Genomic DNA, 23,076 nt, shown 5'->3' with positions numbered 1-23,076 from the left:
CCGTCACCCCCGGCCAGCCCGCCCGCTCCGGCTCCTCCAACCGCGTCCGCGCCCGCCTCGCCCGGCTCGGCGTGCAGCGCTCCAATCCGTACAACCCGGTCCTGGAGCCGTTGCTGCGGATCGTGCGCAGCAACGACCCGAAGATCGAGACGTCGACGCTCCGCCAGATCGAGAAGGCCTACCAGGTCGCCGAGCGCTGGCACCGTGGCCAGAAGCGCAAGAGCGGCGACCCGTACATCACCCACCCCCTGGCGGTGACCACGATCCTCGCCGAGCTGGGCATGGATCCGGCGACCTTGATGGCGGGTCTGCTGCACGACACGGTCGAGGACACCGAGTACGGCCTCGACCAGCTCCGCCGCGACTTCGGCGACTCCGTCGCCCTCCTCGTGGACGGCGTCACCAAGCTGGACAAGGTCAAGTTCGGCGAGGCCGCCCAGGCCGAGACCGTGCGCAAGATGGTCGTCGCCATGGCCAAGGACCCCCGCGTCCTGGTCATCAAGCTCGCCGACCGCCTGCACAACATGCGCACCATGCGCTACCTCAAGCGCGAGAAGCAGGAGAAGAAGGCGCGCGAGACCCTGGAGATCTACGCGCCGCTCGCCCACCGCCTGGGCATGAACACCATCAAGTGGGAACTGGAGGACCTCGCCTTCGCGATCCTCTACCCCAAGATGTACGACGAGATCGTCCGCCTCGTCGCCGAGCGGGCCCCCAAGCGCGACGAGTACCTCGCCATAGTGACCGACGAGGTGCAGCAGGACCTCCGCGCGGCCCGCATCAAGGCGACCGTCACCGGCCGCCCGAAGCACTACTACAGCGTCTACCAGAAGATGATCGTCCGCGGCCGTGACTTCGCGGAGATCTACGACCTGGTCGGCATCCGCGTCCTGGTGGACACCGTCCGCGACTGCTACGCGGCGCTGGGCACCGTCCACGCCCGCTGGAACCCGGTTCCGGGGCGGTTCAAGGACTACATCGCGATGCCCAAGTTCAACATGTACCAGTCGCTGCACACGACGGTCATCGGGCCCAACGGCAAGCCCGTCGAACTCCAGATCCGTACGTTCGACATGCACCGCCGCGCCGAGTACGGCATCGCCGCCCACTGGAAGTACAAGCAGGAGGCCGTCGCCGGCGCCTCCAAGGTGCGCTCGGACGCTCCGCGGGCCACCGGCAAGGACGACCACCTCAACGACATGGCGTGGCTGCGCCAGCTGCTGGACTGGCAGAAGGAGACGGAGGACCCCGGCGAGTTCCTGGAGTCCCTGCGCTTCGACCTTTCCCGCAACGAGGTCTTCGTTTTCACCCCCAAGGGCGACGTCATAGCGCTGCCGGCCAGCGCCACCCCGGTCGACTTCGCGTACGCGGTGCACACCGAGGTCGGCCACCGCACCATAGGCGCCCGCGTCAACGGCCGCCTGGTGCCCCTCGAATCCACCCTCGACAACGGCGACCTGGTGGAGGTCTTCACCTCCAAGGCGGCCGGCGCGGGCCCCTCCCGCGACTGGCTCGGCTTCGTCAAGTCGCCCCGCGCCCGCAACAAGATCCGCGCCTGGTTCTCCAAGGAGCGCCGCGACGAGGCCATCGAGCAGGGCAAGGACGCCATCGTCCGCGCCATGCGCAAGCAGAACCTGCCGATCCAGCGCATCCTCACCGGCGACTCCCTGGTCACCCTCGCGCACGAGATGCGCTACCCGGACATCTCCGCGCTGTACGCCGCCATAGGCGAGGGCCATGTCTCCGCGCAGAGCGTCGTGCAGAAGCTCGTCCAGGCACTCGGCGGCGAGGAGGCGGCCACCGAGGAGATCGACGAGTCGGTCCCGCCCACCCGCAGCCGCCGCAAGCGGCGCGGCAGCAACGACCCCGGTGTCGTCGTCAAGGGCGTCGATGACGTCTGGGTCAAGCTCGCTCGCTGCTGCACCCCCGTCCCCGGCGACCCCATCATCGGCTTCGTCACCCGCGGCAGCGGCGTCTCGGTCCACCGCAACGACTGCGTCAACGTCGAGTCGCTGTCCCGTGAACCCGAGCGCATCCTCGAGGTCGAGTGGGCGCCCACCCAGTCCTCGGTCTTCCTCGTCGCCATACAGGTCGAGGCCCTGGACCGCTCCCGGCTGCTGTCGGACGTCACCCGCGTCCTGTCCGACCAGCACGTCAACATCCTGTCGGCGGCCGTCCAGACCTCCCGCGACCGTGTCGCCACCTCCCGCTTCACCTTCGAGATGGGCGACCCGAAGCACCTGGGCCACGTCCTGAAGGCCGTCAGGGGAGTGGAGGGCGTCTACGACGTCTACCGGGTGACGTCGGCGCGCAGGCCCGGCTGACCCGGTCGGACCGGAAACGAGTGAGGGGCTCCCGTACGCACCGTACGGGAGCCCCTCACTCGTCGTTGAGCACGCGGCGTCAGCCGCCGAACTCCTGGAGACCCTTCAGCGCCTGGTCCAGCAGCGCCTGGCGGCCGTCCAGCTCACGCTGGAGCTTGTCGGCCTTGGCGTTGTTGCCCTGGGCGCGGGCCTGCTCGATCTGGCCCTTCAGCTTGTCCACGGCGGCCTGGAGCTGGCCCGTGAGACCGGCCGCGCGGGCGCGGGCCTCCGGGTTCGTCCGGCGCCACTCCGCTTCCTCGGCTTCCTGGATGGCCCGCTCGACCGCGTGCATCCGGCCCTCCACCTTCGGGCGGGCGTCGCGCGGCACATGGCCGATGGCCTCCCACCGCTCGTTGACGGAGCGGAAGGCCGCTCGGGCCGCCTTCAGGTCCGTCACCGGAAGGATCTTCTCCGCCTCGCCGGCCAGCTCCTCCTTGAGCTTGAGGTTCTCCGACTGCTCGGCGTCACGCTCGGCGAACACCGAGCTGCGGGCGGCGAAGAACACGTCCTGGGCACCGCGGAAGCGGTTCCACAGGTCGTCCTCGTGCTCGCGCTGGGCGCGGCCCGCCGCCTTCCAGTCGGCCATCAGCTCGCGATAGCGCGCGGCCGTGGGGCCCCAGTCCGTCGAGTTCGACAGCGCCTCGGCCTCGGCGACCAGCTTCTCCTTCGTCTTGCGGGCGTCCTCGCGCTGAGCGTCGAGCTGCGCGAAGTGGGCCTTGCGGCGCTTGGAGAACGCCGAGCGGGCGTGCGAGAAGCGGTGCCACAGCTCGTCGTCGGACTTCCGGTCGAGCCGCGGCAGGCCCTTCCAGGTGTCCACCAGGGCGCGCAGCCGCTCACCGGCCGCCCGCCACTGGTCCGACTGCGCCAGCTCCTCCGCCTCGGTGACCAGCGCCTCCTTGGCGTGCCGCGCCTCGTCGGACTGCTTCGCCCGCTGCTGCTTGCGCTCCTCACGGCGCGCCTCGACCGTCTCGACGAGCTTGTCCAGCCGCACCTTGAGCGCGTCCAGGTCGCCGACCGCGTGATGCGCGTCCACCTGCTCGCGAATGTGGTCGATCGCGGCCTGGGCGTCCTTCGCCGACAGGTCGGTGGTCTTCACCCGCTTCTCGAGGAGGCCGATTTCGACGACCAGGCCCTCGTACTTGCGCTCGAAGTAGGTCAGCGCCTCCTCGGGGGAGCCGGCCTGCCAGGAACCGACGACCTGCTCGCCGTCGGCCGTACGCACGTACACGGTCCCCGTCTCGTCGACGCGGCCCCACGGGTCGCTGCTCACAGCGCCTCCTCCACATGATGCCGGCGGGGGGCCTTGGCTCCCCCGGGCATCGTCCACAGTTTCGTCACGGCCAACATAGGCGACCGGCGGGTTGCCTGTCCGCATCCCGCGCGACCGAAATTTCGCTGGTGGCGGTCAGGACTTCTTGACAGTCGCCTTGTTGATCACCACGGTCGCGTTGGGCGTCCCATCACCCATGCCCGTGTTCTCACCCGCGTCGGCGATCTTCTTCAGGACCTTCATGCCGTCCTTGGTGACCGTGCCGAACGGGGTGTAGTTGGCCGGCAGCGGGCTGTCCTGGAACACCAGGAAGAACTGGCTGCCGCCGCTGTTCTTGCCCTCGCCGGTCTGCGCGTTGAACTGGTTCGCCATCGCGACCGTGCCCGCCGGGTACGAGTTGCCCTTCAGACGCGAGTCCTTCAGGTTCTCGTCCGGGATCGTGTACCCGGGGCCGCCCATGCCGGTGCCCTTCGGGTCACCGCACTGGAGCACGTAGATGCCCTGCGTGGTGAGACGGTGGCACTTGGTGTGGTCCAGGTAGCCCTTGTTCACCAGGAAGTCGAACGAGTTGACGGTGTGCGGGGCCTTCGCCGCGTCCATCGTTATCCCGATGGCGCCGCACGTCGTCTGCAGGTCCATCGTGTACTTCGCGGTCTTGTCGATGGTGATCGCGGGTTCCTTCTTGAAGGTGAGTTCCTTCACCTTGCCCGCGGCCGGCTTCTCGCACGGATCCGGCGCCTTGCTGGGCGACGCGCTCGGCGACACCTCCGCGCTCGCGTTGTCCTTCTTGTCGTCGCCCTTGAGGACGTCGGTCGTGTACAGCGCCACGCTGCCCACCAGGATCACGCCGAGGACCGAGGCGATCACGGCGTTGCGGACATGTGCCTTGCGCCGTGCCTGGGTACGTCGCTGCTGCTGCCGCAAGAACTTCTCCCGGGCGAGCTGACGCCGCCGCTGCTCCTGGCTGACCACCGGGTTCTCTCCCTATGCGTCTCGTACGTCGACGGGTGCGTCGCGCGTCTCGTGAGCCGACTGATTGTGTGTGACCCGTACCGTATATGGGTTCGCTGAGGAAACGGCAGCGCCGGTAGGCTCTGATCCACAGCAACCCACCCCTCGTACGACACAAGAAGGACGATCGTGCTCATTGCCGGGTTCCCCGCCGGGGCCTGGGGGACCAACTGTTATCTGGTCGCCCCCGCCGCCGGTGAGGAGTGCGTGATCATCGACCCGGGCCACCAGGCCACCCAGGGAGTCGAGGAGACGCTGAAGAAGCATCGGCTCAAGCCCGTCGCCGTCGTCCTCACCCACGGCCACCTCGACCATGTGGCCTCGGTCGTCCCGGTGTGCGGCGCGCACGACGTACCGGCGTGGATCCACCCCGAGGACCGGTACATGATGAGCGACCCCGAGAAGGCGCTCGGCCGCTCCATCGGCATGCCGCTCATGGGCGAGCTGACCATCGGCGAGCCCGGCGACGTCAAGGAGCTGACCGACGGCTCGAAGCTGGAGCTGGCCGGTCTGGAGCTGTCCGTCGCGCACGCGCCCGGCCATACGAAGGGGTCGGTGACCTTCCGGATGCCCGAGACCACGGAGATCCCCTCCGTGTTCTTCTCCGGGGATCTGCTCTTCGCCGGCTCCATCGGACGCACCGACCTGCCCGGCGGTGACATGGCCGAGATGCTCGACTCGCTGGCCCGCGTGTGCCTGCCGCTCGACGACTCGACCGTGGTGCTGTCCGGCCACGGCCCCCAGACGACCATCGGCCAGGAGCGCGCCACGAACCCGTATCTGCGGCAGTTGGCGGCCTCAGGCCGCCAAGAACGCGGTGCGGGTCCGACGACCCCTCCCCGACGAGGAATGTGACGAGAGACCTTCCGTGAGTACCTTCCAGGCCCCCAAGGGCACGTACGACCTGCTGCCGCCCCGCTCCGCCAAGTTTCTCGCGGTGCGTGAGGCCATCGCCGGGCCCCTGCGCAACTCCGGGTACGGCTACGTCGAGACTCCCGGCTTCGAGAACGTGGAGCTGTTCGCGCGCGGCGTCGGCGAGTCGACCGACATTGTGACCAAGGAGATGTACGCCTTCGAGACGAAGGGCGGGGACAAGCTGGCCCTGCGCCCCGAAGGCACCGCCTCCGTACTGCGCGCCACCCTGGAGGCGAACCTCCACCGCCAGGGCAACCTCCCCGTCAAGCTCTGGTATTCGGGCTCGTACTACCGCTACGAGAACCCGCAGGCGGGCCGCTACCGCCACTTCTCGCAGGTCGGCGCCGAGGCCATCGGGGCCGAGGACCCGGCGCTGGACGCCGAGTTGATCATCCTGGCCGACCAGGCGTACCGCGCGCTCGGTCTCAGGAACTTCCGCATCCTGCTGAACAGCCTGGGGGACAAGGAGTGCCGTCCCGTCTACCGGGCCGCGCTGCAGGAGTTCCTGCGGGGCCTGGACCTCGACGAGGACACGCTGCGCCGCGCGGACATCAACCCGCTCCGCGTCCTCGACGACAAGCGAGAGTCGGTACAGAAGCAGCTCGGTGACGCCCCGCTGCTGCGTGACTACCTGTGCGACGCCTGCAAGGCGTACCACGAGGAGGTGCGCGAGCTGATCACGGCGGCGGGCGTCTCCTTCGAGGACGACCCCAAGCTGGTCCGCGGCCTTGACTACTACACGCGCACGACCTTCGAATTCGTCCACGACGGCCTCGGCTCGCAGTCCGCGGTGGGCGGTGGCGGCCGCTACGACGGTCTGTCCGAGATGATCGGCGGCCCCGCGCTGCCGTCCGTGGGCTGGGCCCTCGGTGTCGACCGCACGGTCCTCGCCCTGGAAGCGGAGGGTGTCGAGCTCGAACTCCCCTCCTCCACCAGCGTGTTCGCCGTCCCGCTCGGCGAGGAGGCCAGGCGCGTCCTGTTCGCCAAAGTCACCGAGTTGCGCAAGGTGGGCATCGCGGCCGACTTCTCGTACGGCGGGAAGGGGCTCAAGGGCGCGATGAAGAACGCCAACCGGAGCGGCGCCCGCTACGCGATCGTCGCGGGGGAGCGGGACCTCGCCGAAGGTGTCGTCCAGCTCAAGGACATGGAGTCCGGCGAGCAGGTGGCGGTCGGCGTGAACGAGATCGTGGCCGAGCTGGAAGCCCGACTGGGCTGAGTGGTCAAGCCGATGCCGCCCCCGTCGCCCGATCAGGGCGACGGGGGCGACATTTACGTCCAGCGAACGGTGGACGCGCGAGGGTGTACGGCACAATGACCGTGCCCCAGAGGCCCCTTCGAAGCTACGGATACGACGTGATGAGCAAGACGACAGTCAGGGACGTCTCCATGGAACCGGAACACGACGACCCCCCGCGCACGGTCGGCGCCAGTCGTGCCTTCGCGGTCCTGTTGGTGCTCACCGGCGCGGCCGGACTGCTTGCCGCGTGGGTCATCACGATCGACAAGTTCAAGATCCTCGAAGCCAAGGTCGCGGGCGAGACGTTCACGCCCGGGTGCAGCCTGAACCCGGTCGTCTCCTGCGGCAGCGTCATGGAGAGCAAGCAGGCCTCCGTCTTCGGCTTCCCCAACCCGATGCTCGGCCTCGTCGCCTACGGCATCGTCATCTGCGTCGGCATGAGCCTGCTCGCCCGCGCCCGCTTCCCCCGCTGGTACTGGCTGACCCTCAACGGCGGCACCCTCTTCGGCGTCGCCTTCTGCACCTGGCTGCAGTTCCAGTCCCTGTACCGGATCAACGCGCTGTGCCTGTGGTGCTCGCTGGCCTGGGTCGCGACGATCGCCATGTTCTGGTACGTGACCTCGTTCAACGTCCGCCACGACTTCCTGCCCGCCCCCGGCTGGCTGAAGCGGTTCCTCGGCGAGTTCACCTGGGTTCTGCCGGTCACCCACGTGGGCATCATCGGCATGCTGATCCTGACCCGCTGGGGCGCCAACCTCTGGGCGTGACCCGGTCGCGGCGGGGAGTGTCGTACCTCTGACGTAGGCTCCGGAAGTGTGGAGCCAGATCTGTTCACCGCCGCCGCCGAAGAACGCCAGGAGAAGGACCCGGCCGCCAGCCCCCTGGCCGTGCGGATGCGTCCGCGCACCCTCGACGAGGTCGTGGGCCAGCAGCATCTGCTGAAGCCCGGCTCGCCCCTGCGCAGACTGGTCGGCGAGTCCGGCGGCGGACCCGCAGGCCCCTCCTCGGTGATCCTCTGGGGTCCGCCCGGCACCGGCAAGACGACCCTCGCGTACGTCGTGTCCAAGGCCACCAACAAGCGCTTCGTGGAGCTCTCCGCGATCACCGCCGGCGTCAAGGAGGTCCGCGCGGTCATCGACGGCGCCCGCCGCGCCACCGGCGGCTTCGGCAAGGAGACCGTCCTCTTCCTCGACGAGATCCACCGCTTCAGCAAGGCCCAGCAGGACTCCCTCCTCCCGGCCGTCGAGAACCGCTGGGTCACCCTGATCGCCGCGACCACGGAGAACCCGTACTTCTCGGTGATCTCCCCCCTGCTGTCCCGCTCCCTGCTCCTCACCCTCGAACCCCTCACCGACGACGACGTGCGCGGCCTCCTCCGGCGGGCCCTCGCCGACGAACGCGGCCTCAAGGGTGCCGTCACCCTCCCCGAGGACACCGAGGCCCACCTCCTGCGGATCGCCGGCGGCGACGCCCGGCGCGCGCTGACCGCCCTGGAGGCCGCGGCCGGCGCCGCCCTCGACAAGGGGGAGCGGGAGATCGGCCTGACGACCCTGGAGGAGACCGTCGACCGGGCCGCCGTGAAGTACGACCGCGACGGCGACCAGCACTACGACGTGGCCAGCGCCCTCATCAAGTCCATCCGCGGCTCGGACGTCGACGCCGCGCTGCACTACCTGGCCCGCATGATCGAGGCAGGCGAGGACCCTCGCTTCATCGCCCGCCGTCTGATGATCTCCGCCAGCGAGGACATCGGTCTCGCCGACCCGAACGCCCTGCCCATAGCCGTCGCCGCCGCGCAGGCCGTCGCCATGATCGGCTTCCCGGAGGCGGCGCTCACCCTCAGCCATGCCACCATCGCCCTCGCCCTCGCCCCCAAGTCGAACGCGGCGACCACCGCCATCGGCGCCGCCCTGGAGGACGTCCGCAAGGGGCTGGCCGGGTCGGTGCCACCTCATCTGCGGGATGGCCACTACAAGGGCGCGGCCAAGCTCGGCCACGCCCAGGGGTACGTGTACCCGCACGACCTGCCCGAGGGCATCGCCGCCCAGCAGTACGCACCGGACGCCCTGAAGGACCGCGCCTACTACACCCCGACCCGTCACGGGGCCGAGGCCCGGTACGCGGACGCCGTGGAGTGGACCAGGAAGCGCCTCGGTCGGAAGCAGTCCTGAAGCCCCTGTAGACTGCCCTTCAGTGCTGCGTCCCGTGTCCGGCTCCGGTCGGCGCCTCAGGCGGGACAACCAGCCGGATCCTCGGATCCAGGAGCGTCGCGCACCGTCGTAGGTGTCGCGGGCCGCCCACCACCACCCGGATTCCCGGGACCGGTCGGTGGGCCGTTCGTGTGCTGCACGTATGTGCCCAGACCAGGGAGCGGCTGCCCGGAAGTCCCTCGTGGACCTGACGGGAATCCCCGGCTGCGGATGCGACCTCCCGTAACCCTGAGGCAGCCGATACAGGAAAAGGAAAAACAGTGGCGAACCAGTCCCGCCCCAAGGTCAAGAAGTCGCGTGCCCTCGGCATCGCGCTGACCCCGAAGGCCGTCAAGTACTTCGAGGCCCGTCCCTACCCGCCGGGCGAGCACGGCCGCGGCCGCAAGCAGAACTCGGACTACAAGGTCCGTCTGCTCGAGAAGCAGCGTCTGCGCGCGCAGTACGACGTGTCCGAGCGCCAGCTCGTCCGCGCCTACGAGCGTGCGTCCAAGGTCCAGGGCAAGACCGGTGAGGCCCTGATCATCGAGCTCGAGCGCCGTCTCGACGCGCTGGTCCTGCGTTCGGGCATCGCCCGCACGATCTACCAGGCCCGCCAGATGGTCGTCCACGGCCACATCGAGGTCAACGGCCAGAAGGTCGACAAGCCGTCCTTCCGTGTCAAGCCGGACGACGTCGTCATGGTCCGTGAGCGCAGCCGTCAGAAGCCGCTGTTCGAGGTCGCCCGCGAGGGTGGCTTCGCCGCGGACGGCGAGACCCCGCGCTACCTCCAGGTGAACCTCAAGGCCCTGGCGTTCCGCCTGGACCGCGAGCCCAACCGCAAGGAAGTCCCGGTCATCTGCGACGAGCAGCTCGTCGTCGAGTACTACGCCCGTTGATCCTTCGACGGACGTAGTACGGACCACGCGTCAGCCCGTCGTCCTCCCGCCTCTTACGGCGGGCGGGACGGCGGGCTCTCGCCTTCTGCGGTGGGCCTTAATACGGTTCGGAGTGACCGCCCCGGCGCGATAGGCTCGGGACACGACTTCTCGATGTTCAGGCATGTCTCAGGGAGCGGGTGGCACACAGTGTCCGGTGGAGAGGTGGCCGGGATCCTGGTGGCCGTCTTCTGGGCGATCCTGGTCTCCTTCCTCGCCGTCGCGCTGGTGAGGCTGACCCAGACGCTCAAGGCGACCACCAAACTCGTCGCGGACGTGACCGACCAGGCCGTCCCCCTGCTCGCCGACGCCTCCATCGCCGTCCGCTCCGCGCAGACCCAGATCGACCGGGTCGACGCCATCGCGTCCGACGTCCAGGAGGTCACGTCGAACGCCTCGGCGCTCTCCACCACCGTCGCCTCCACCTTCGGCGGCCCCCTTGTCAAGGTCGCCGCCTTCGGCTACGGCGTGCGCCGGGCCATGGGCGGCCGCCGCGAAGGCGAGGCCCCTGGGGACCAGCGGCGTACGGTGATCGTGGGCCGCACGGTCCCGGGGGCTCGTCGGAGCAAGCGCAGCACCCGTGGAAAGAAGGACTGACCGAGCGATGTTCCGCCGTACGTTCTGGTTCACCACCGGTGTCGCCGCCGGAGTGTGGGCGACCACCAAGGTCAACCGCAAGCTGAAGCAGCTCACGCCCGAACACCTCGCCACCCAGGCTGCGAACAAGGCGATCGAGGCGGGCCACAAGCTCAAGGACCGGGCGGTCGGCTTCGCGCTCGACGTCCGCGACAACATGGCCCAGCGGGAGGCCGAACTGGGCGAGGCCCTTGGTATCGAGGCCAACCCCGATCACCTTCCGGAACTCCCGGCCCCCCGGCGCGTCGTCGCCATCGAGAACAGCAACACCCCGAAGTACAGCAGGAATCCGAGGTACGTCGACAACTCGTCGTACCCGTACAACCGGAATGAGGACCACTGATGGAGTCGGCCGAGATTCGTCGCCGCTGGTTGAGCTTCTTCGAGGAGCGCGGTCACACCGTTGTCCCTTCGGCGTCGCTCATCGCGGACGACCCGACTCTGCTCCTGGTCAACGCGGGCATGGTCCCCTTCAAGCCGTACTTCCTCGGTGAGGTCAAGCCCTCCTTCGCCCGCGCCACCAGCGTGCAGAAGTGCGTCCGTACGCCGGACATCGAAGAGGTCGGCAAGACCACCCGGCACGGCACGTTCTTCCAGATGTGCGGCAACTTCTCCTTCGGCGACTACTTCAAGGAAGGCGCCATCAAGCACGCCTGGGAGCTGCTCACCAGCTCCCAGGACAAGGGTGGTTACGGCCTGGAGCCGGAGAAGCTCTGGATCACCGTCTACAAGGACGACGACGAGGCCGAGCGCATCTGGCACGAGCAGATCGGCGTGCCCAAGGAGCGCATCCAGCGCCTCGGCATGAAGGACAACTACTGGTCCATGGGCGTCCCCGGCCCCTGCGGCCCGTGCTCCGAGATCAACTACGACCGCGGCCCCGAGTTCGGCGTCGAGGGCGGCCCGGCCGTCAACGACGAGCGGTACGTGGAGATCTGGAACCTGGTCTTCATGCAGTACGAGCGCGGCGAGGGCACCTCGAAGGAGGACTTCGAGATCCTCGGCGAGCTGCCCAGCAAGAACATCGACACGGGCCTCGGCCTGGAGCGTCTCGCCATGATTCTGCAGGGCGTGCAGAACATGTACGAGATCGACACCTCCATGGCCGTCATCGACAAGGCCACCGAGCTGACCGGCGTCCGCTACGGCGACGCCAAGGACTCCGACGTCTCCCTGCGTGTGGTCACCGACCACATCCGCACCGCCGTGATGCTCATCGGTGACGGCGTCACCCCCGGCAACGAGGGCCGCGGCTACGTCCTGCGCCGCATCATGCGCCGCGCCATCCGCAACATGCGTCTGCTCGGCGCCACCGGCCCCGTCGTCCAGGACCTCATCGACGTCGTCATCGGCATGATGGGCCAGCAGTACCCGGAGCTCGTCACCGACCGCAAGCGCATCGAGACGGTGGCCCTCGCCGAGGAGGCCGCCTTCCTCAAGGCCCTCAAGGGCGGCACCAACATTCTCGACACCGCCGTCACCGAGACCAAGCAGGCCGGCGGCCAGGTTCTCTCCGGTGACAAGGCGTTCCTGCTCCACGACACCTGGGGCTTCCCGATCGACCTCACTCTGGAGATGGCCGCCGAGCAGGGCCTCTCCGTGGACGAGGACGGCTTCCGCCGCCTGATGAAGGAGCAGCGGGACCGCGCCAAGGCCGACGCCCGCGCCAAGAAGACCGGCCACGCCGACCTCGGCGCCTACCGCGAGATCGCCGACGCCGCCGGCGAGACCGAGTTCATCGGCTACTCGGACACCGAGGGCGAGTCCACCGTCGTCGGCATCCTCGTCGACGGTCTCTCCTCGCCCGCCGCCACCGAGGGTGACGAGGTCGAGATCGTCCTCGACCGCACCCCGTTCTACGCCGAGGGCGGCGGCCAGATCGGCGACACCGGCCGGATCAAGGTCGACTCCGGTGCCGTGATCGAGATCCGCGACTGCCAGAAGCCGGTCCCGGGCGTCTACGTCCACAAGGGCGTCGTCCAGGTCGGCGAGGTGACCGTCGGTGCCAAGGCCCAGGCCTCGATCGACGGCCGTCGCCGTACGGCCATCGCCCGCGCCCACTCGGCCACCCACCTCACCCACCAGGCCCTGCGAGACGCCCTCGGCCCGACGGCCGCCCAGGCCGGTTCCGAGAACCAGCCCGGCCGCTTCCGCTTCGACTTCGGCTCCCCGTCCGCCGTTCCGACGGCCGTGATGACCGACGTCGAGCAGAAGATCAACGAGGTGCTCGCCCGCGACCTCGACGTCCACGCCGAGATCATGGGCATCGACGAGGCCAAGAAGCAGGGCGCCATCGCCGAGTTCGGCGAGAAGTACGGCGACCGCGTCCGTGTCGTCACCATCGGCGACTTCTCCAAGGAGCTGTGCGGCGGCACGCACGTCCACAACACCTCGCAGCTCGGCCTGGTCAAGCTGCTCGGCGAGTCCTCCATCGGCTCCGGTGTGCGCCGTATCGAGGCGCTCGTCGGTGTCGACGCCTACAACTTCCTCGCCCGTGAGCACACGGTCGTCGCCCAGCTCCAGGAGCTGATCAAGGGCCGCCCGGAGGAGCTCCCGGAGAAGGTCTCCGCCATGCTCGGCAAGCTGAAGGACGCCGAGAAGGAGATCGAGAAGTTCCGCGCCGAGAAGGTGCTGCAGGCCGCCGCCGGTCTCGCCGAGTCCGCCAAGGACGTTCGCGGTGTTGCCCTGGTGACCGGCCAGGTCCCGGACGGCACGACCGCCGACGACCTCCGCAAGCTGGTGCTCGACGTGCGCGGACGCATCCAGGGCGGCCGGGCCGCCGTGGTCGCCCTGTTCACCACGGCGAACGGCAAGCCGCTGACGGTCATCGCCACCAACGAGGCCGCCCGCGAGCGGGGTCTGAAGGCCGGCGACCTGGTCCGCACCGCCGCCAAGACCCTCGGCGGCGGTGGCGGCGGCAAGCCGGACGTCGCCCAGGGCGGTGGCCAGAACCCGGCCGCCATCGGCGAGGCCGTGGACGCGGTCGAGCGCCTGGTCACCGAGACGGCCAAGTGAGCACCACGGATCACACGAGCGAAGGTGACGGTCCGGCCCTGCGCCGTGGCCGTCGCCTCGCGATCGACGTCGGGGACGCCCGTATCGGGGTCGCCTCCTGCGACCCCGACGGGATCCTCGCCACCCCGGTCGAGACGGTTCCCGGACGCGATGTCCCGGCGGCTCAGCGACGATTGAGACAACTGGTCGACGAATACGTACCTATCGAGGTAATCGTCGGGCTGCCACGCTCTCTGAAAGGCGGAGAGGGTCCGGCGGCAGTCAAGGTACGGGGCTTCGCCCAGGAGTTGGCCCGCATGATCGCGCCCGTTCCGGTCAGACTCATCGACGAGAGGATGACCACGGTGACGGCCGGTCAAGGACTGCGTGCCTCGGGTGTGAAATCCAAGAAGGGCAGGTCGGTCATCGACCAGGCAGCGGCCGTGATCATCCTGCAACAGGCGTTGGAATCCGAACGGATGTCAGGCAAAGCTCCGGGCGAGGGCGTCGAAGTGGGCCACTGATCGCGATACGGTAACGTTCCGCGCGATGCGGCGGCCTTCGAACAGCCTCCGCACAGAAAGAGGCGGGGACGAAAGCCGAGCCACAAGCCCCGCGTGACCGCCGCCTCGCGGCTCTAGGGGATCGATGACTGAGTATGGCCGGGGCCCAGGCTCCGAACCGTGGCATCCGGACGACCCGTTGTACGGGGACGGCGGATGGGGCGGGCAGCAGGCCCCGGTGGGCCAGCAGGCCCCCTACGGCGGCCAGCCACAGCAGCACTACCCCGAGCAGCAGCAGTACCAGCAGTACGCCGACGGCAACGGCAACGGTGGTTGGGGCGACGGCCAGCAGGACGCCTACGCCCAGCAGCAGTACCAGCAGGAGTACGGCGATCCGGGACAGCAGCAGTATCCCGGCCCGCACCAGCACCAGCACCAGCACCAGCAGCAGTACCCCGGCCATGACCAGCAGCACTACGGCCAGGCCGACGGCGGCTGGGCGAACGGCTCGCACCAGCACGCGCAGGGCGCCTACACCCCCGACCCCTCCGACCCGTACGGGCAGCAGCAGGCGGCGGCCTACGGCGGCGGTCAGCAGGACTTCTACGGCACACCCGACGCGTACCCGCCGCCGGAGCCGCCGTCCCGTCGCGCCGCGGAACCGGCACCCGCGCCGACGCCACCGGCTGAGCCCGAGCCCGAGCAGCAGGCCGGCGAGCGCACCGACTGGGACCCCGGACCGGACCAGGGCGAGCTCGCGTTCTTCGCGGGGGGCGCGGAGGACGATGACGACGAAGCCGAGGAGCGCGGCAGCCGGAGCGAACGCAAAGGCCGCGGGGGCAAGTCGGGAAAGTCGGGCAAGGGCGGCAAGAAGCGCCGCAGCGGTCTTGCCTGCCTGGTCGTCGTCGTGGTCCTCGGCGGTGGTTTCGCGGGCGTCAGCTACTTCGGGTACCAGTTCTACCAAAGCCGTTTCGCCGAGGCTCCCGATTACGAGGGATCCGGCACGAACGAGACCGTCACGATCGCGGTCGGCAAGGGCGAATTCGGCTCGGTGATCGGGCAGAGGCTGAAAGCGGCGGGGGTCGTCGCGAGCGTGGAGGCGTTCACCACCGCACTGGCGGAGGATCCCTCGAAACCGCAGATCCAGGTGGGTGTTTACGTCCTCAAGAAGGAGATGTCCGCCAAGAGTGCCCTTGCCCTGATGCTCGACCCCAAGAGCCAGAACAACTTCACCGTCCAGGAAGGTCTACGGAACGCCGAGATCTACGTCCTGATCGACAAGGAACTCGGGGTCAAGAAGGGCACCACCGCCGACGTCGCCGAGAAGGAATGGTCGAAGCTCGGCCTTCCCGAGTGGGCGAACGACAACGAGGACATCAAGGATCCGCTGGAAGGATTCCTCTACCCATCCACCTATCCGGTCTCCAAGGACATGAAGCCCAAGGATGTCCTCAAGGAAATGGTCGACCTCGCCAAGGCGAAGTACGAGCAGTTCGACCTGAAGGACAAGGCCGAGGCCCTCAAGCTGGAAAGCCCGCTTCAGGTGCTCACCGTGGCGAGCCTGGTCCAGGCCGAGGGGAACAACAAGAAGGACTACAAGAAGATCGCGCGCGTCGTCTACAACCGGCTGGAGCCGACCAACCAGGAGACCTTCGGTCTGCTCGACTTCGACTCCACGGTGAATTACCTGCGCGGTGAATCCAAGCTGGCGACCGGGTCGGTCGACTCGCTGCGGCGGATCGACGATCCGTACAACACATACAAGATCAAGGGGCTGCCACCCGGGCCGATCGGAAATCCCGGTGACGAGGCGATCGGGGGAGCCCTCAAGCCCGCCAAGGGCGACTGGTACTACTTCGTCTCCATCAGCGAGGACGAGACGTTGTTCGCCGTGACCAACGAAGAGCACAACCGGAACCGCAGGAAGTACCAGGAAGCGCAGAACGAACAATGAGCCGCACCACCAGCAAGCACCGTGCCGCCGTGCTCGGTTCGCCGATCGCTCACTCGCTCTCTCCCGTGCTGCACCGTGCCGCTTACGCCGAACTCGGGCTCACCGTCTGGACGTACGACCGGTTCGAGGTGGACGAGGAGGCGCTGCCCGCGTTCGTCGAGCAGCTCGGGGGTGAGTGGGCGGGGCTGTCGCTGACGATGCCGCTGAAGCGGGCCGTCATGCCGCTGCTGGACGAGATCAGCGAGACGGCGATGTCGGTGGAGGCGGTCAACACGCTGGTGTTCGGCGAGGACGGGCGGCGGATCGGTGACAACACCGACATTCCGGGCATGGTCGCCGCCCTGCGGGAGCGCGGTATCGAGCAGGTCGAGTCCGCCGCGATCCTCGGCGCCGGGGCCACCGCGTCGTCCGCGCTGGCCGCGCTCGCGCGGATCTGCACCGGTGAGGTCGTGGCGTACGTACGCAGCGACGCCCGGGCCGCCGAGATGCGGCAGTGGGGCGAGCGGCTGGACGTCGAGGTGCGGACGGCCGACTGGGCGGACGCCGAGCAGGCGCTGAGCGCTCCGCTGGTGATCGCCACGACGCCGGCCGGGGCCACGGACGTACTGTCCGGGGCCGTGCCGGAGCGGCCGACGACGCTGTTCGACGTGCTGTACCACCCTTGGCCCACGGAGCTGGCGGCGCGCTGGTCCGCGTACGGCGGTGCCGTGGTCAGCGGGCTCGACCTGCTGGTCCACCAGGCGGTTCTCCAGGTCGAGCAGATGACCGGCTGCAAGGCCGCCCCGGTGGGCGCGATGCGCCAGGCGGGCGAGCGGGCCCTGGCCGAGCGGGGCTAGCCCACCCCGCCGCCTCCGCGGTTGCTCCGCGCGGGCCCCGTGGGCGTGGGCCACGTGGGGGTCCGCCCACCGGCGGGTGCTGATCCGGTGAAGGGTCTGTACCGAGGGGTAACCCGGCGCGACCATCGCGAGGCGGCCCGGCGACGGCGGCGGGGCGCTGAACGGAGTCGTCATGTCACGTCACTCTCGGCGCGGGTTCCTCACCTGTCTGGTGGCGGCGCCCACCCTCGCGGTCGCGACGAGGATCGGGCTCGACGCCTGCGCCCCCGGCGCCGCCGACGCGGCCATTGCGACGCCGCCCGCACCGGCGGACCTGGTGGACCTCGGCGACCTGCTGATCCTCGCGGGAGCGCCCACCGCGAACATGCTGGTGCTCGGCGTCGACGAGGAGGGGCTCGTCCACTTCCGGCTGCCGCGGGAAGAGGTGGGGCAGGGGCTCACCACGGCCGTGGCGATGCTCGTCGCGGAGGAGCTGGACACACCGCTCGACCATGTCCGGGTGCGACTGGACGACGCCCGGCCCGAGTTGCTGTTCAACCAGCTCACCGGCAGCTCCAACACCGTCCGCTCCCTGTACGACCCGGTGCGCCACACCGCGGCGGCCGCACGGACCAGGCTCGTTCGGGCCGCCGCGAAGCAATGGGGTCTGGCCGACGAGGACTTGACGGTGCGCTGAGGTGTCGTGGTGGCGCCCGACGGCCGCACCGCCCCCTACGGCTCACTGTCCGCGGCCGCAGCCTCCCTCGACCTCGGCTCGCTCACCGTGACCCCCAAGAAGGAGTCCGAGCACACCCTCGTCGGCACCCCGACCTCCCGGATCGACGCCCGCGCCCTCGTCACCGGCAAGCAGGCGTACACCCTCGACCTCGACGTGCCCGGCGCCAAGCCGTGCATGGTCCGCAGGCCGCCCGACCATCAACGGCACCGTGAAGGCGGTCAACAACGAGGCCGCCGTACGGGCCATGTCGGGCGTGCTCGACGTGGTGACCATCGACACGGGGGTGGCCGTCGTGGCGGAGACGTTCGGCCAGGCCCTCGACGGCAAGGAGGCGCTCGATGTCACCTGGGGGCCCGGTACCGTCGACGCGCTGTCCGACCAGGACATCCGCGCGAAGCTGAAGGCGGCGACGCCCTCGCTGGATGTGCTCGGGTTGTTGGTGAAGAAGGTGGAGGGCGAGTTCGACTTCACCTTCGCCAGTCACGCCCCGCTGGAGACGAACTCGGCGGTCGCGGACGTACGGGCGGACCGGGCCGAGGTCTGGTCGGGGCTCAAGTCGCCGATCGCCGCCTGGGCCGCCATCGCCGAGGCCGTCGACCTGCCGGTCTCCAAGGTCACGGTGCACGTGGTGCAGGCGGGTGGCTCCTTCGGGCGCCGACTCTTCCACGACGCGGCGCTGGAGGCCGCCGTGGTGTCGAAGAAGAGCGGACGGCCCGTGCGGCTGATGTGGTCACGGATCGACGACATGAGGCACGGACGGATGCGGCCCGCCACCCACCACCGGATCCGCGCGACCTACGCCGCCGGGCAGGTGCTCACCTTCGAACACCGGGTCGCCGCCGTCGAGACGGACTTCCGGCACGGACTCGGTGACGCCCTCACCGCCGCCGCGGCGAGCCTGCCCGCCGGGATCGGCAACGCGACCTTCGCCCAGACCCTGTTCCTGACCACCGTGAAGTCCCCGTACCACTTCGGGATCACCACCCAGACGCTCACCGAGGTGTCGATCCCGATGCACACCGGGTCATGGCGCTCGGTGTACTCGGCCAACACCCGCGGGGCCGAGGAGATCGTCGTCGACGAACTGGCGGCGCGGCTCGGCAAGGACCCGGTGGCGTTCCGGCGGGAGTTTCTCAGGACCGCGCGGCAGCGGGCCGTGCTGGACAAGGTCGCAGAGGAGGGGGAGTGGGGGCGTGACCTGCCCGACGGCCGGGCCCAGGGCGTCGGCTTCCACGACGAGTACAAGTCCTGTACGGCCTGCCTGGTCGAGATCGACGCCACCGACCCGAGGAAACCCAGGGTGACCAAGGCGGTCGTCGCGGCCGACGTCGGCCGGGTCGTCAACCCGCGCGGACTGGAGGCCCAGCTGCTCGGCGGGCTCACCGACGCCATCTCCACCACCCTGCGGGCCGGACTCCACATCGACACGGGGCTGCCGCTCGAAGGCAGCCACTCCCAGTTCCACTACGCGCGCCAGAAGGACTGCCCGAAGGACGTACCGATCCATGTCATCGAGGGCGGCGACGAACCCGGCGGCGCCGGCGAACTCGGCGTCCCGGCGGCTGTAGGCGCCGTCGCCAATGCCTACGCGCGCGCCACCGGCACCAGGCCGCGCAGCTTCCCCGTCACCTTCGACGTCGACTTCACGCCCTTTCCCCGCTGAGGCGCCGACGCGCCGACCCTCGCCCGGCACCCCGTACCCCCTGGCGCCCCTGCGCCCCGTATCCCCTGTTCAGGAGCCCGCCCGTGCCTTCCCACACCTTCACCGTCAACGGCGAGACCGTCACCGTCGAAGCCCCCGACGACCTGCCCCTGCTGTGGGCGCTGCGCGATCTGCTCGGCATCCACGGCCCGAAGTACGGCTGCGGCATCGACGTCTGCAAGGCCTGCACCAGCCACCTCGACGGCGAGGCGGTCCGGCCCTGCGTGGTGTCGGTGTCCGAGGCCGGCGGCCGCCGCGTCACCACCATCGAGGGCCTCGCGGACGGCGAGGAGCTGCACCCCGTCCAGGAGGCGTGGCTGGAGCAGGACGTCGCCCAGTGCGGCTACTGCCAGCCCGGACAGATCATGGCCGCCGTCGCCCTCCTGAAGCGCACGCGGAACCCCACCGACGCCGACATCGACGAGATCGCGAACGTCTGCCGCTGCGGCACGTACTTCCGCATCCGGGAGGCGATCAAGAGCGCGGCGGCGAAGATGGGGTGACGGGCGGGTGCCCATCGGCGCGTCCGCCTGATGGACCTGCGGCCGGGTTGTGCGCCCGGACGTGGGAGGATCGGAGGTGGCGGGCCGGGGCCGCGCACCCGGTAGCCGTCGCCGTACGCGAGGACGCGCGTACACGCAGGCAGGACGCAGTACCAGGGCGCGAGACTGAGGAGCACCGTTGAGCAGGTTGCGCTGGCTGACCGCGGGGGAGTCCCACGGTCCCGCACTTGTCGCGACGCTGGAGGGCCTTCCCGCCGGCGTGCCGATCACCACGGAGATGGTGGCGGATCACCTGGCCCGTCGGCGCCTCGGCTATGGACGCGGTGCCCGGATGAAGTTCGAGCGCGACGAGATCACGTTCCTCGGCGGTGTGCGGCACGGGCTGACCATGGGCTCGCCGGTGGCGATCATGGTCGGCAACACCGAGTGGCCCAAGTGGGAGCAGGTCATGTCGGCCGACCCGGTCGACCCCGAGATCCTCGCCGGCCTCGCCCGCAACGCCCCGCTGACCCGGCCCCGCCCCGGCCACGCCGACCTGGCCGGCATGCAGAAGTACGGCTTCGACGAGGCCCGGCCGGTCCTGGAGCGGGCCTCCGCCCGGGAGACCGCCGCCCGTGTCGCCCTCGGCGCCGTGGCCCGGTCGTACCTCAAGGAGACCGCCGGGATCGAGATCGTCAGCCACGTCGTCGAGCTGGCCGCCGCGAAGGCTCCCTACGGCGTGTACCCGACCCCCGCCGACGTCGAGAAGCTGGACGCCGACCCGGTGCGCTGCCTCGACGCGGACGCCTCGAAGGCGATGGTCGCCGAGATCGACCAGGCCCACAAGGACGGCGACACGCTCGGCGGCGTCGTCGAGGTGCTGGCCTACGACGTGCCGGTGGGCCTCGGCTCGCACGTGCACTGGGACCGCCGCCTCGACGCCCGGCTCGCCGCCGCGCTGATGGGCATCCAGGCGATCAAGGGCGTCGAGGTCGGCGACGGCTTCGACCTGGCCCGGGTGCCGGGCTCCAAGGCGCACGACGAGATCCTCGCCACCGACCAGGGCATCAAGCGGGCCACCGGCCGCTCCGGCGGCACCGAGGGCGGCCTGTCCACGGGCGAGCTGCTGCGCGTGCGCGCCGCCATGAAGCCCATCGCGACCGTGCCGCGCGCGCTCCAGACCGTGGACGTCACCACCGGCGAGGCCGCTCAGGCCCACCATCAGCGCTCCGACGTGTGTGCGGTGCCGGCCGCCGGCATCGTCGCCGAGGCCATGGTCGCCCTGGTCCTCGCCGACGCGGTGGCCGAGAAGTTCGGCGGCGACAGCGTCACCGAGACCCGCCGCAACGTCCGCTCGTACCTCGACAGCCTCGCGATCCGGTGAGCCCGGTGCCTCTGGTCGTTCTCGTCGGCCCCATGGGGGTCGGCAAGTCCACCGTCGGAGAGCTGCTCGCCGAGCGGCTCGGTGTGGCCTACCGCGACACCGACGACGACATTGTGGCCGCGCAGGGACGCACGATCGCGGAGATCTTCGTCGACGAGGGCGAGGCCGCCTTCCGCGCCATCGAGAAGCAGGCCGTGCACACCGCGCTCGCCTCCCACGACGGGGTCCTCGCCCTCGGCGGCGGCGCGATCCTCGACCAGGACACCCGCGCCCTGCTCGCCGGGCACCGCGTCGTCTATCTCTCGATGGACGTCGAGGAGGCGGTCAAGCGCACCGGCCTCAACACCGCGCGGCCGCTGCTCGCCGTCAACCCCCGCAAGCAGTGGCGGGAGTTGATGGAGGCCCGCCGTCATCTGTACGAGGAGATCGCCACGGCCGTCGTACCCACGGACGGCCGCACGCCCGAGGAAGTCACCCGAGCGGCCCTGAACGCCCTGGAGTTGAAGGAAGCATGAGCGAGACAGTGACCCGGATCCAGGTCGACGGCACGGCGGGCACCGAGCCGTACGAGGTCCTGGTGGGCCGCCAACTCCTCGGTGAGCTGGGCGGCTTGATCGGCGACCGGGCCAAGCGGGTCGCGGTGATCCACCCCGAGGCGCTGGACGAGACCGCCGAGGCCCTGCGTGCCGATCTGGCCGGGCAGGGCTACGAGGCCGTCGCCATCCAGGTGCCCAACGCGGAGGAGGCGAAGACCGCCGAGGTCGCCGCGTACTGCTGGAAGGCGCTCGGCCAGTCCGGGTTCACCCGCACCGACGTCATCGTGGGCGTCGGCGGCGGCGCCACCACGGACCTCGCCGGATTCGTGGCGGCGACCTGGCTGCGCGGCGTCCGCTGGATCGCCATCCCCACCACCGTCCTCGCCATGGTGGACGCGGCGGTCGGCGGCAAGACCGGCATCAACACCGCCGAGGGCAAGAACCTCGTCGGTTCCTTCCACCCGCCCGCCGGTGTCCTCTGCGACCTCGCCGCGCTCGACTCGCTGCCGGTCAACGACTATGTCTCCGGGCTCGCCGAGATCATCAAGGCCGGCTTCATCGCCGACCCGGTCATCCTCGACCTCATCGAGGCCGACCCGCAGGCCGCCCGCACGCCCGCCGGACCGCACACGGCCGAGCTGATCGAACGGTCCATCCGGGTCAAGGCCGAGGTCGTCTCCGGCGACCTCAAGGAGTCCGGCCGCCGCGAGATCCTCAACTACGGCCACACCCTCGCCCACGCCATCGAGAAGAACGAGCGCTACAAGTGGCGGCACGGCGCGGCCGTGTCCGTAGGTATGCACTTCGCCGCCGAACTGGGCCGTCTCGCGGGCCGGTTGGACGACGCGACCGCCGACCGCCACCGCACGGTCCTGGAGTCCGTCGGACTGCCGCTGCACTACCGCTACGACCAGTGGCCCAAGCTGCTGGAGACCATGAAGGTCGACAAGAAGTCCCGGGGCGACCTGTTGCGCTTCATCGTCCTCGACGGCCTGGCCAAGCCCACCGTCCTGGAGGGACCCGACCCCGCGGTGCTCCTCGCCGCGTACGGCGAAGTGGGCCAGTAACGCCCCTTCGGGCAGCTCTTGCCCGATTCGCCTTGTGGTCATGGCCACTTGGGCACTCCGGGACGCCCCCGGCCGTTCACCAAACGGCGGCCGGGGGCGGTACCGTTCGGTGAGGGCGGGGGTCCGACAGCCCCGCCCGCCAGTGTCGATGTGACTGTACGAGACGGAGTGGCATCGGATGCAGCACGCAGTGGGAGCTCCGCTGCCGCCGCCCCACCGGCCGGGGCAGGACCCGGCGACCCCCTGGTCGCCCACGGCGAACCACCAGGGACACCCCGCCGCACCGCACCCGGGAGCACCGGGCGCCACCCCTGCGGGCCACCCCGGCGCGAGCCACCCCGTGC

The 23,076-nt window shown here is 69.9% G+C and carries 21 protein-coding genes; 19 read left to right on the top strand and 2 right to left on the bottom strand.

The annotated features are described in order from the left end of the window. On the top strand, nt 1-2,324 hold a 2,324-nt coding region (gene relA / locus AOK15_RS14835), incomplete at its 5' end, for a GTP pyrophosphokinase (protein ID WP_055516791.1). A gap of 79 nt (nt 2,325-2,403) precedes the next feature. Here the strand turns inward: relA and AOK15_RS14830 are convergent. Together AOK15_RS14830 and AOK15_RS14825 are read right to left on the bottom strand one after the other, a co-directional pair. Further along, on the bottom strand, nt 2,404-3,633 hold the full coding sequence (locus tag AOK15_RS14830) for a DUF349 domain-containing protein (protein ID WP_055516789.1): 1,230 nt from the start codon (nt 3,631-3,633) through the stop codon (nt 2,404-2,406). A 135-nt stretch (nt 3,634-3,768) separates the two neighbouring features. Further along, on the bottom strand, nt 3,769-4,605 hold the full coding sequence (locus AOK15_RS14825) for a peptidylprolyl isomerase (protein WP_055516786.1): 837 nt from the start codon (nt 4,603-4,605) through the stop codon (nt 3,769-3,771). A 168-nt stretch (nt 4,606-4,773) separates the two neighbouring features. Between AOK15_RS14825 and AOK15_RS14820 the strand changes: the two genes are divergently transcribed. The 18 genes from AOK15_RS14820 to AOK15_RS46785 all read left to right on the top strand — a co-directional run. Further along, nucleotides 4,774-5,499: an MBL fold metallo-hydrolase gene (locus AOK15_RS14820; RefSeq protein WP_055516783.1), complete on the top strand. Its 726-nt coding sequence runs from the start codon at nt 4,774-4,776 to the stop codon at nt 5,497-5,499. 13 nt (nt 5,500-5,512) lie between these two features. Next, nucleotides 5,513-6,775 (top strand): histidine--tRNA ligase, encoded by a 1,263-nt coding sequence (gene hisS / locus AOK15_RS14815; RefSeq protein WP_055516782.1) that lies wholly within the window; start codon nt 5,513-5,515, stop codon nt 6,773-6,775. 140 nt (nt 6,776-6,915) lie between these two features. After that, nucleotides 6,916-7,563, top strand: a complete 648-nt coding sequence (locus AOK15_RS14810; protein WP_055516780.1) for a vitamin K epoxide reductase family protein — start codon at nt 6,916-6,918, stop codon at nt 7,561-7,563. Between the two features lie 48 nt (nt 7,564-7,611). Continuing rightward, nucleotides 7,612-8,967: a replication-associated recombination protein A gene (locus tag AOK15_RS14805; protein WP_055516778.1), complete on the top strand. Its 1,356-nt coding sequence runs from the start codon at nt 7,612-7,614 to the stop codon at nt 8,965-8,967. A 299-nt stretch (nt 8,968-9,266) separates the two neighbouring features. Further along, on the top strand, nt 9,267-9,881 hold the full coding sequence (gene rpsD, locus AOK15_RS14800; RefSeq protein ID WP_055516776.1) for a 30S ribosomal protein S4: 615 nt from the start codon (nt 9,267-9,269) through the stop codon (nt 9,879-9,881). A gap of 153 nt (nt 9,882-10,034) precedes the next feature. Then, nucleotides 10,035-10,517 (top strand): DUF948 domain-containing protein, encoded by a 483-nt coding sequence (locus AOK15_RS14795; RefSeq protein ID WP_107099411.1) that lies wholly within the window; start codon nt 10,035-10,037, stop codon nt 10,515-10,517. 7 nt (nt 10,518-10,524) lie between these two features. After that, on the top strand, nt 10,525-10,899 hold the full coding sequence (locus AOK15_RS14790; RefSeq protein WP_055516771.1) for a hypothetical protein: 375 nt from the start codon (nt 10,525-10,527) through the stop codon (nt 10,897-10,899). After that, nucleotides 10,899-13,571, top strand: a complete 2,673-nt coding sequence (alaS, locus tag AOK15_RS14785) for an alanine--tRNA ligase (RefSeq protein ID WP_055516769.1) — start codon at nt 10,899-10,901, stop codon at nt 13,569-13,571. The genes AOK15_RS14790 and alaS overlap by 1 nt, the downstream gene beginning before the upstream one ends. Continuing rightward, complete coding sequence (gene ruvX, locus AOK15_RS14780) at nt 13,568-14,074, top strand: Holliday junction resolvase RuvX (RefSeq protein WP_055516767.1); 507 nt, start codon at nt 13,568-13,570, stop codon at nt 14,072-14,074. The genes alaS and ruvX overlap by 4 nt, the downstream gene beginning before the upstream one ends. Before the next feature lie 124 nt (nt 14,075-14,198). Continuing rightward, nucleotides 14,199-16,007, top strand: coding sequence for an endolytic transglycosylase MltG (gene mltG / locus AOK15_RS14775; RefSeq protein WP_079058493.1), 1,809 nt, complete (start codon nt 14,199-14,201; stop codon nt 16,005-16,007). Beyond that, entirely contained in the window at nt 16,004-16,843 is an 840-nt protein-coding gene (locus AOK15_RS14770) for a shikimate dehydrogenase (protein WP_055516762.1), read from the top strand. Before mltG ends, AOK15_RS14770 begins: the two co-directional genes overlap by 4 nt. 172 nt (nt 16,844-17,015) lie before the next feature. Further along, nucleotides 17,016-17,519 (top strand): molybdopterin cofactor-binding domain-containing protein, encoded by a 504-nt coding sequence (locus AOK15_RS49000; RefSeq protein WP_338059903.1) that lies wholly within the window; start codon nt 17,016-17,018, stop codon nt 17,517-17,519. 250 nt (nt 17,520-17,769) lie between these two features. Next, nucleotides 17,770-19,224, top strand: coding sequence for a xanthine dehydrogenase family protein molybdopterin-binding subunit (locus tag AOK15_RS14765; RefSeq protein ID WP_338059902.1), 1,455 nt, complete (start codon nt 17,770-17,772; stop codon nt 19,222-19,224). 83 nt (nt 19,225-19,307) lie between these two features. Continuing rightward, a complete protein-coding gene (locus AOK15_RS14760; RefSeq protein ID WP_055516759.1) occupies nt 19,308-19,766 on the top strand; it encodes a (2Fe-2S)-binding protein in 459 nt (152 codons plus the stop codon). A 178-nt stretch (nt 19,767-19,944) separates the two neighbouring features. After that, nucleotides 19,945-21,129 (top strand): chorismate synthase, encoded by a 1,185-nt coding sequence (gene aroC / locus AOK15_RS14755; RefSeq protein ID WP_055516757.1) that lies wholly within the window; start codon nt 19,945-19,947, stop codon nt 21,127-21,129. 32 nt (nt 21,130-21,161) lie between these two features. Next, nucleotides 21,162-21,644 (top strand): shikimate kinase, encoded by a 483-nt coding sequence (locus AOK15_RS14750; protein ID WP_107099412.1) that lies wholly within the window; start codon nt 21,162-21,164, stop codon nt 21,642-21,644. Next, nucleotides 21,641-22,732: a 3-dehydroquinate synthase gene (gene aroB, locus AOK15_RS14745; RefSeq protein ID WP_055516752.1), complete on the top strand. Its 1,092-nt coding sequence runs from the start codon at nt 21,641-21,643 to the stop codon at nt 22,730-22,732. Before AOK15_RS14750 ends, aroB begins: the two co-directional genes overlap by 4 nt. A 178-nt stretch (nt 22,733-22,910) precedes the next feature. After that, a partial coding sequence (locus AOK15_RS46785) for a Pro-rich N-terminal domain-containing protein (RefSeq protein WP_240508435.1) occupies nt 22,911-23,076 on the top strand: 166 nt, incomplete at its 3' end.

Origin of the sequence: Streptomyces ossamyceticus, from assembly GCF_001418475.1 — a bacterium.
Classification (GTDB): domain Bacteria; phylum Actinomycetota; class Actinomycetes; order Streptomycetales; family Streptomycetaceae; genus Streptomyces; species Streptomyces ossamyceticus.
The sequence above is the reverse complement of the archived record's forward strand: the minus strand, read 5'-3'. Positions and strand labels throughout refer to the sequence as shown.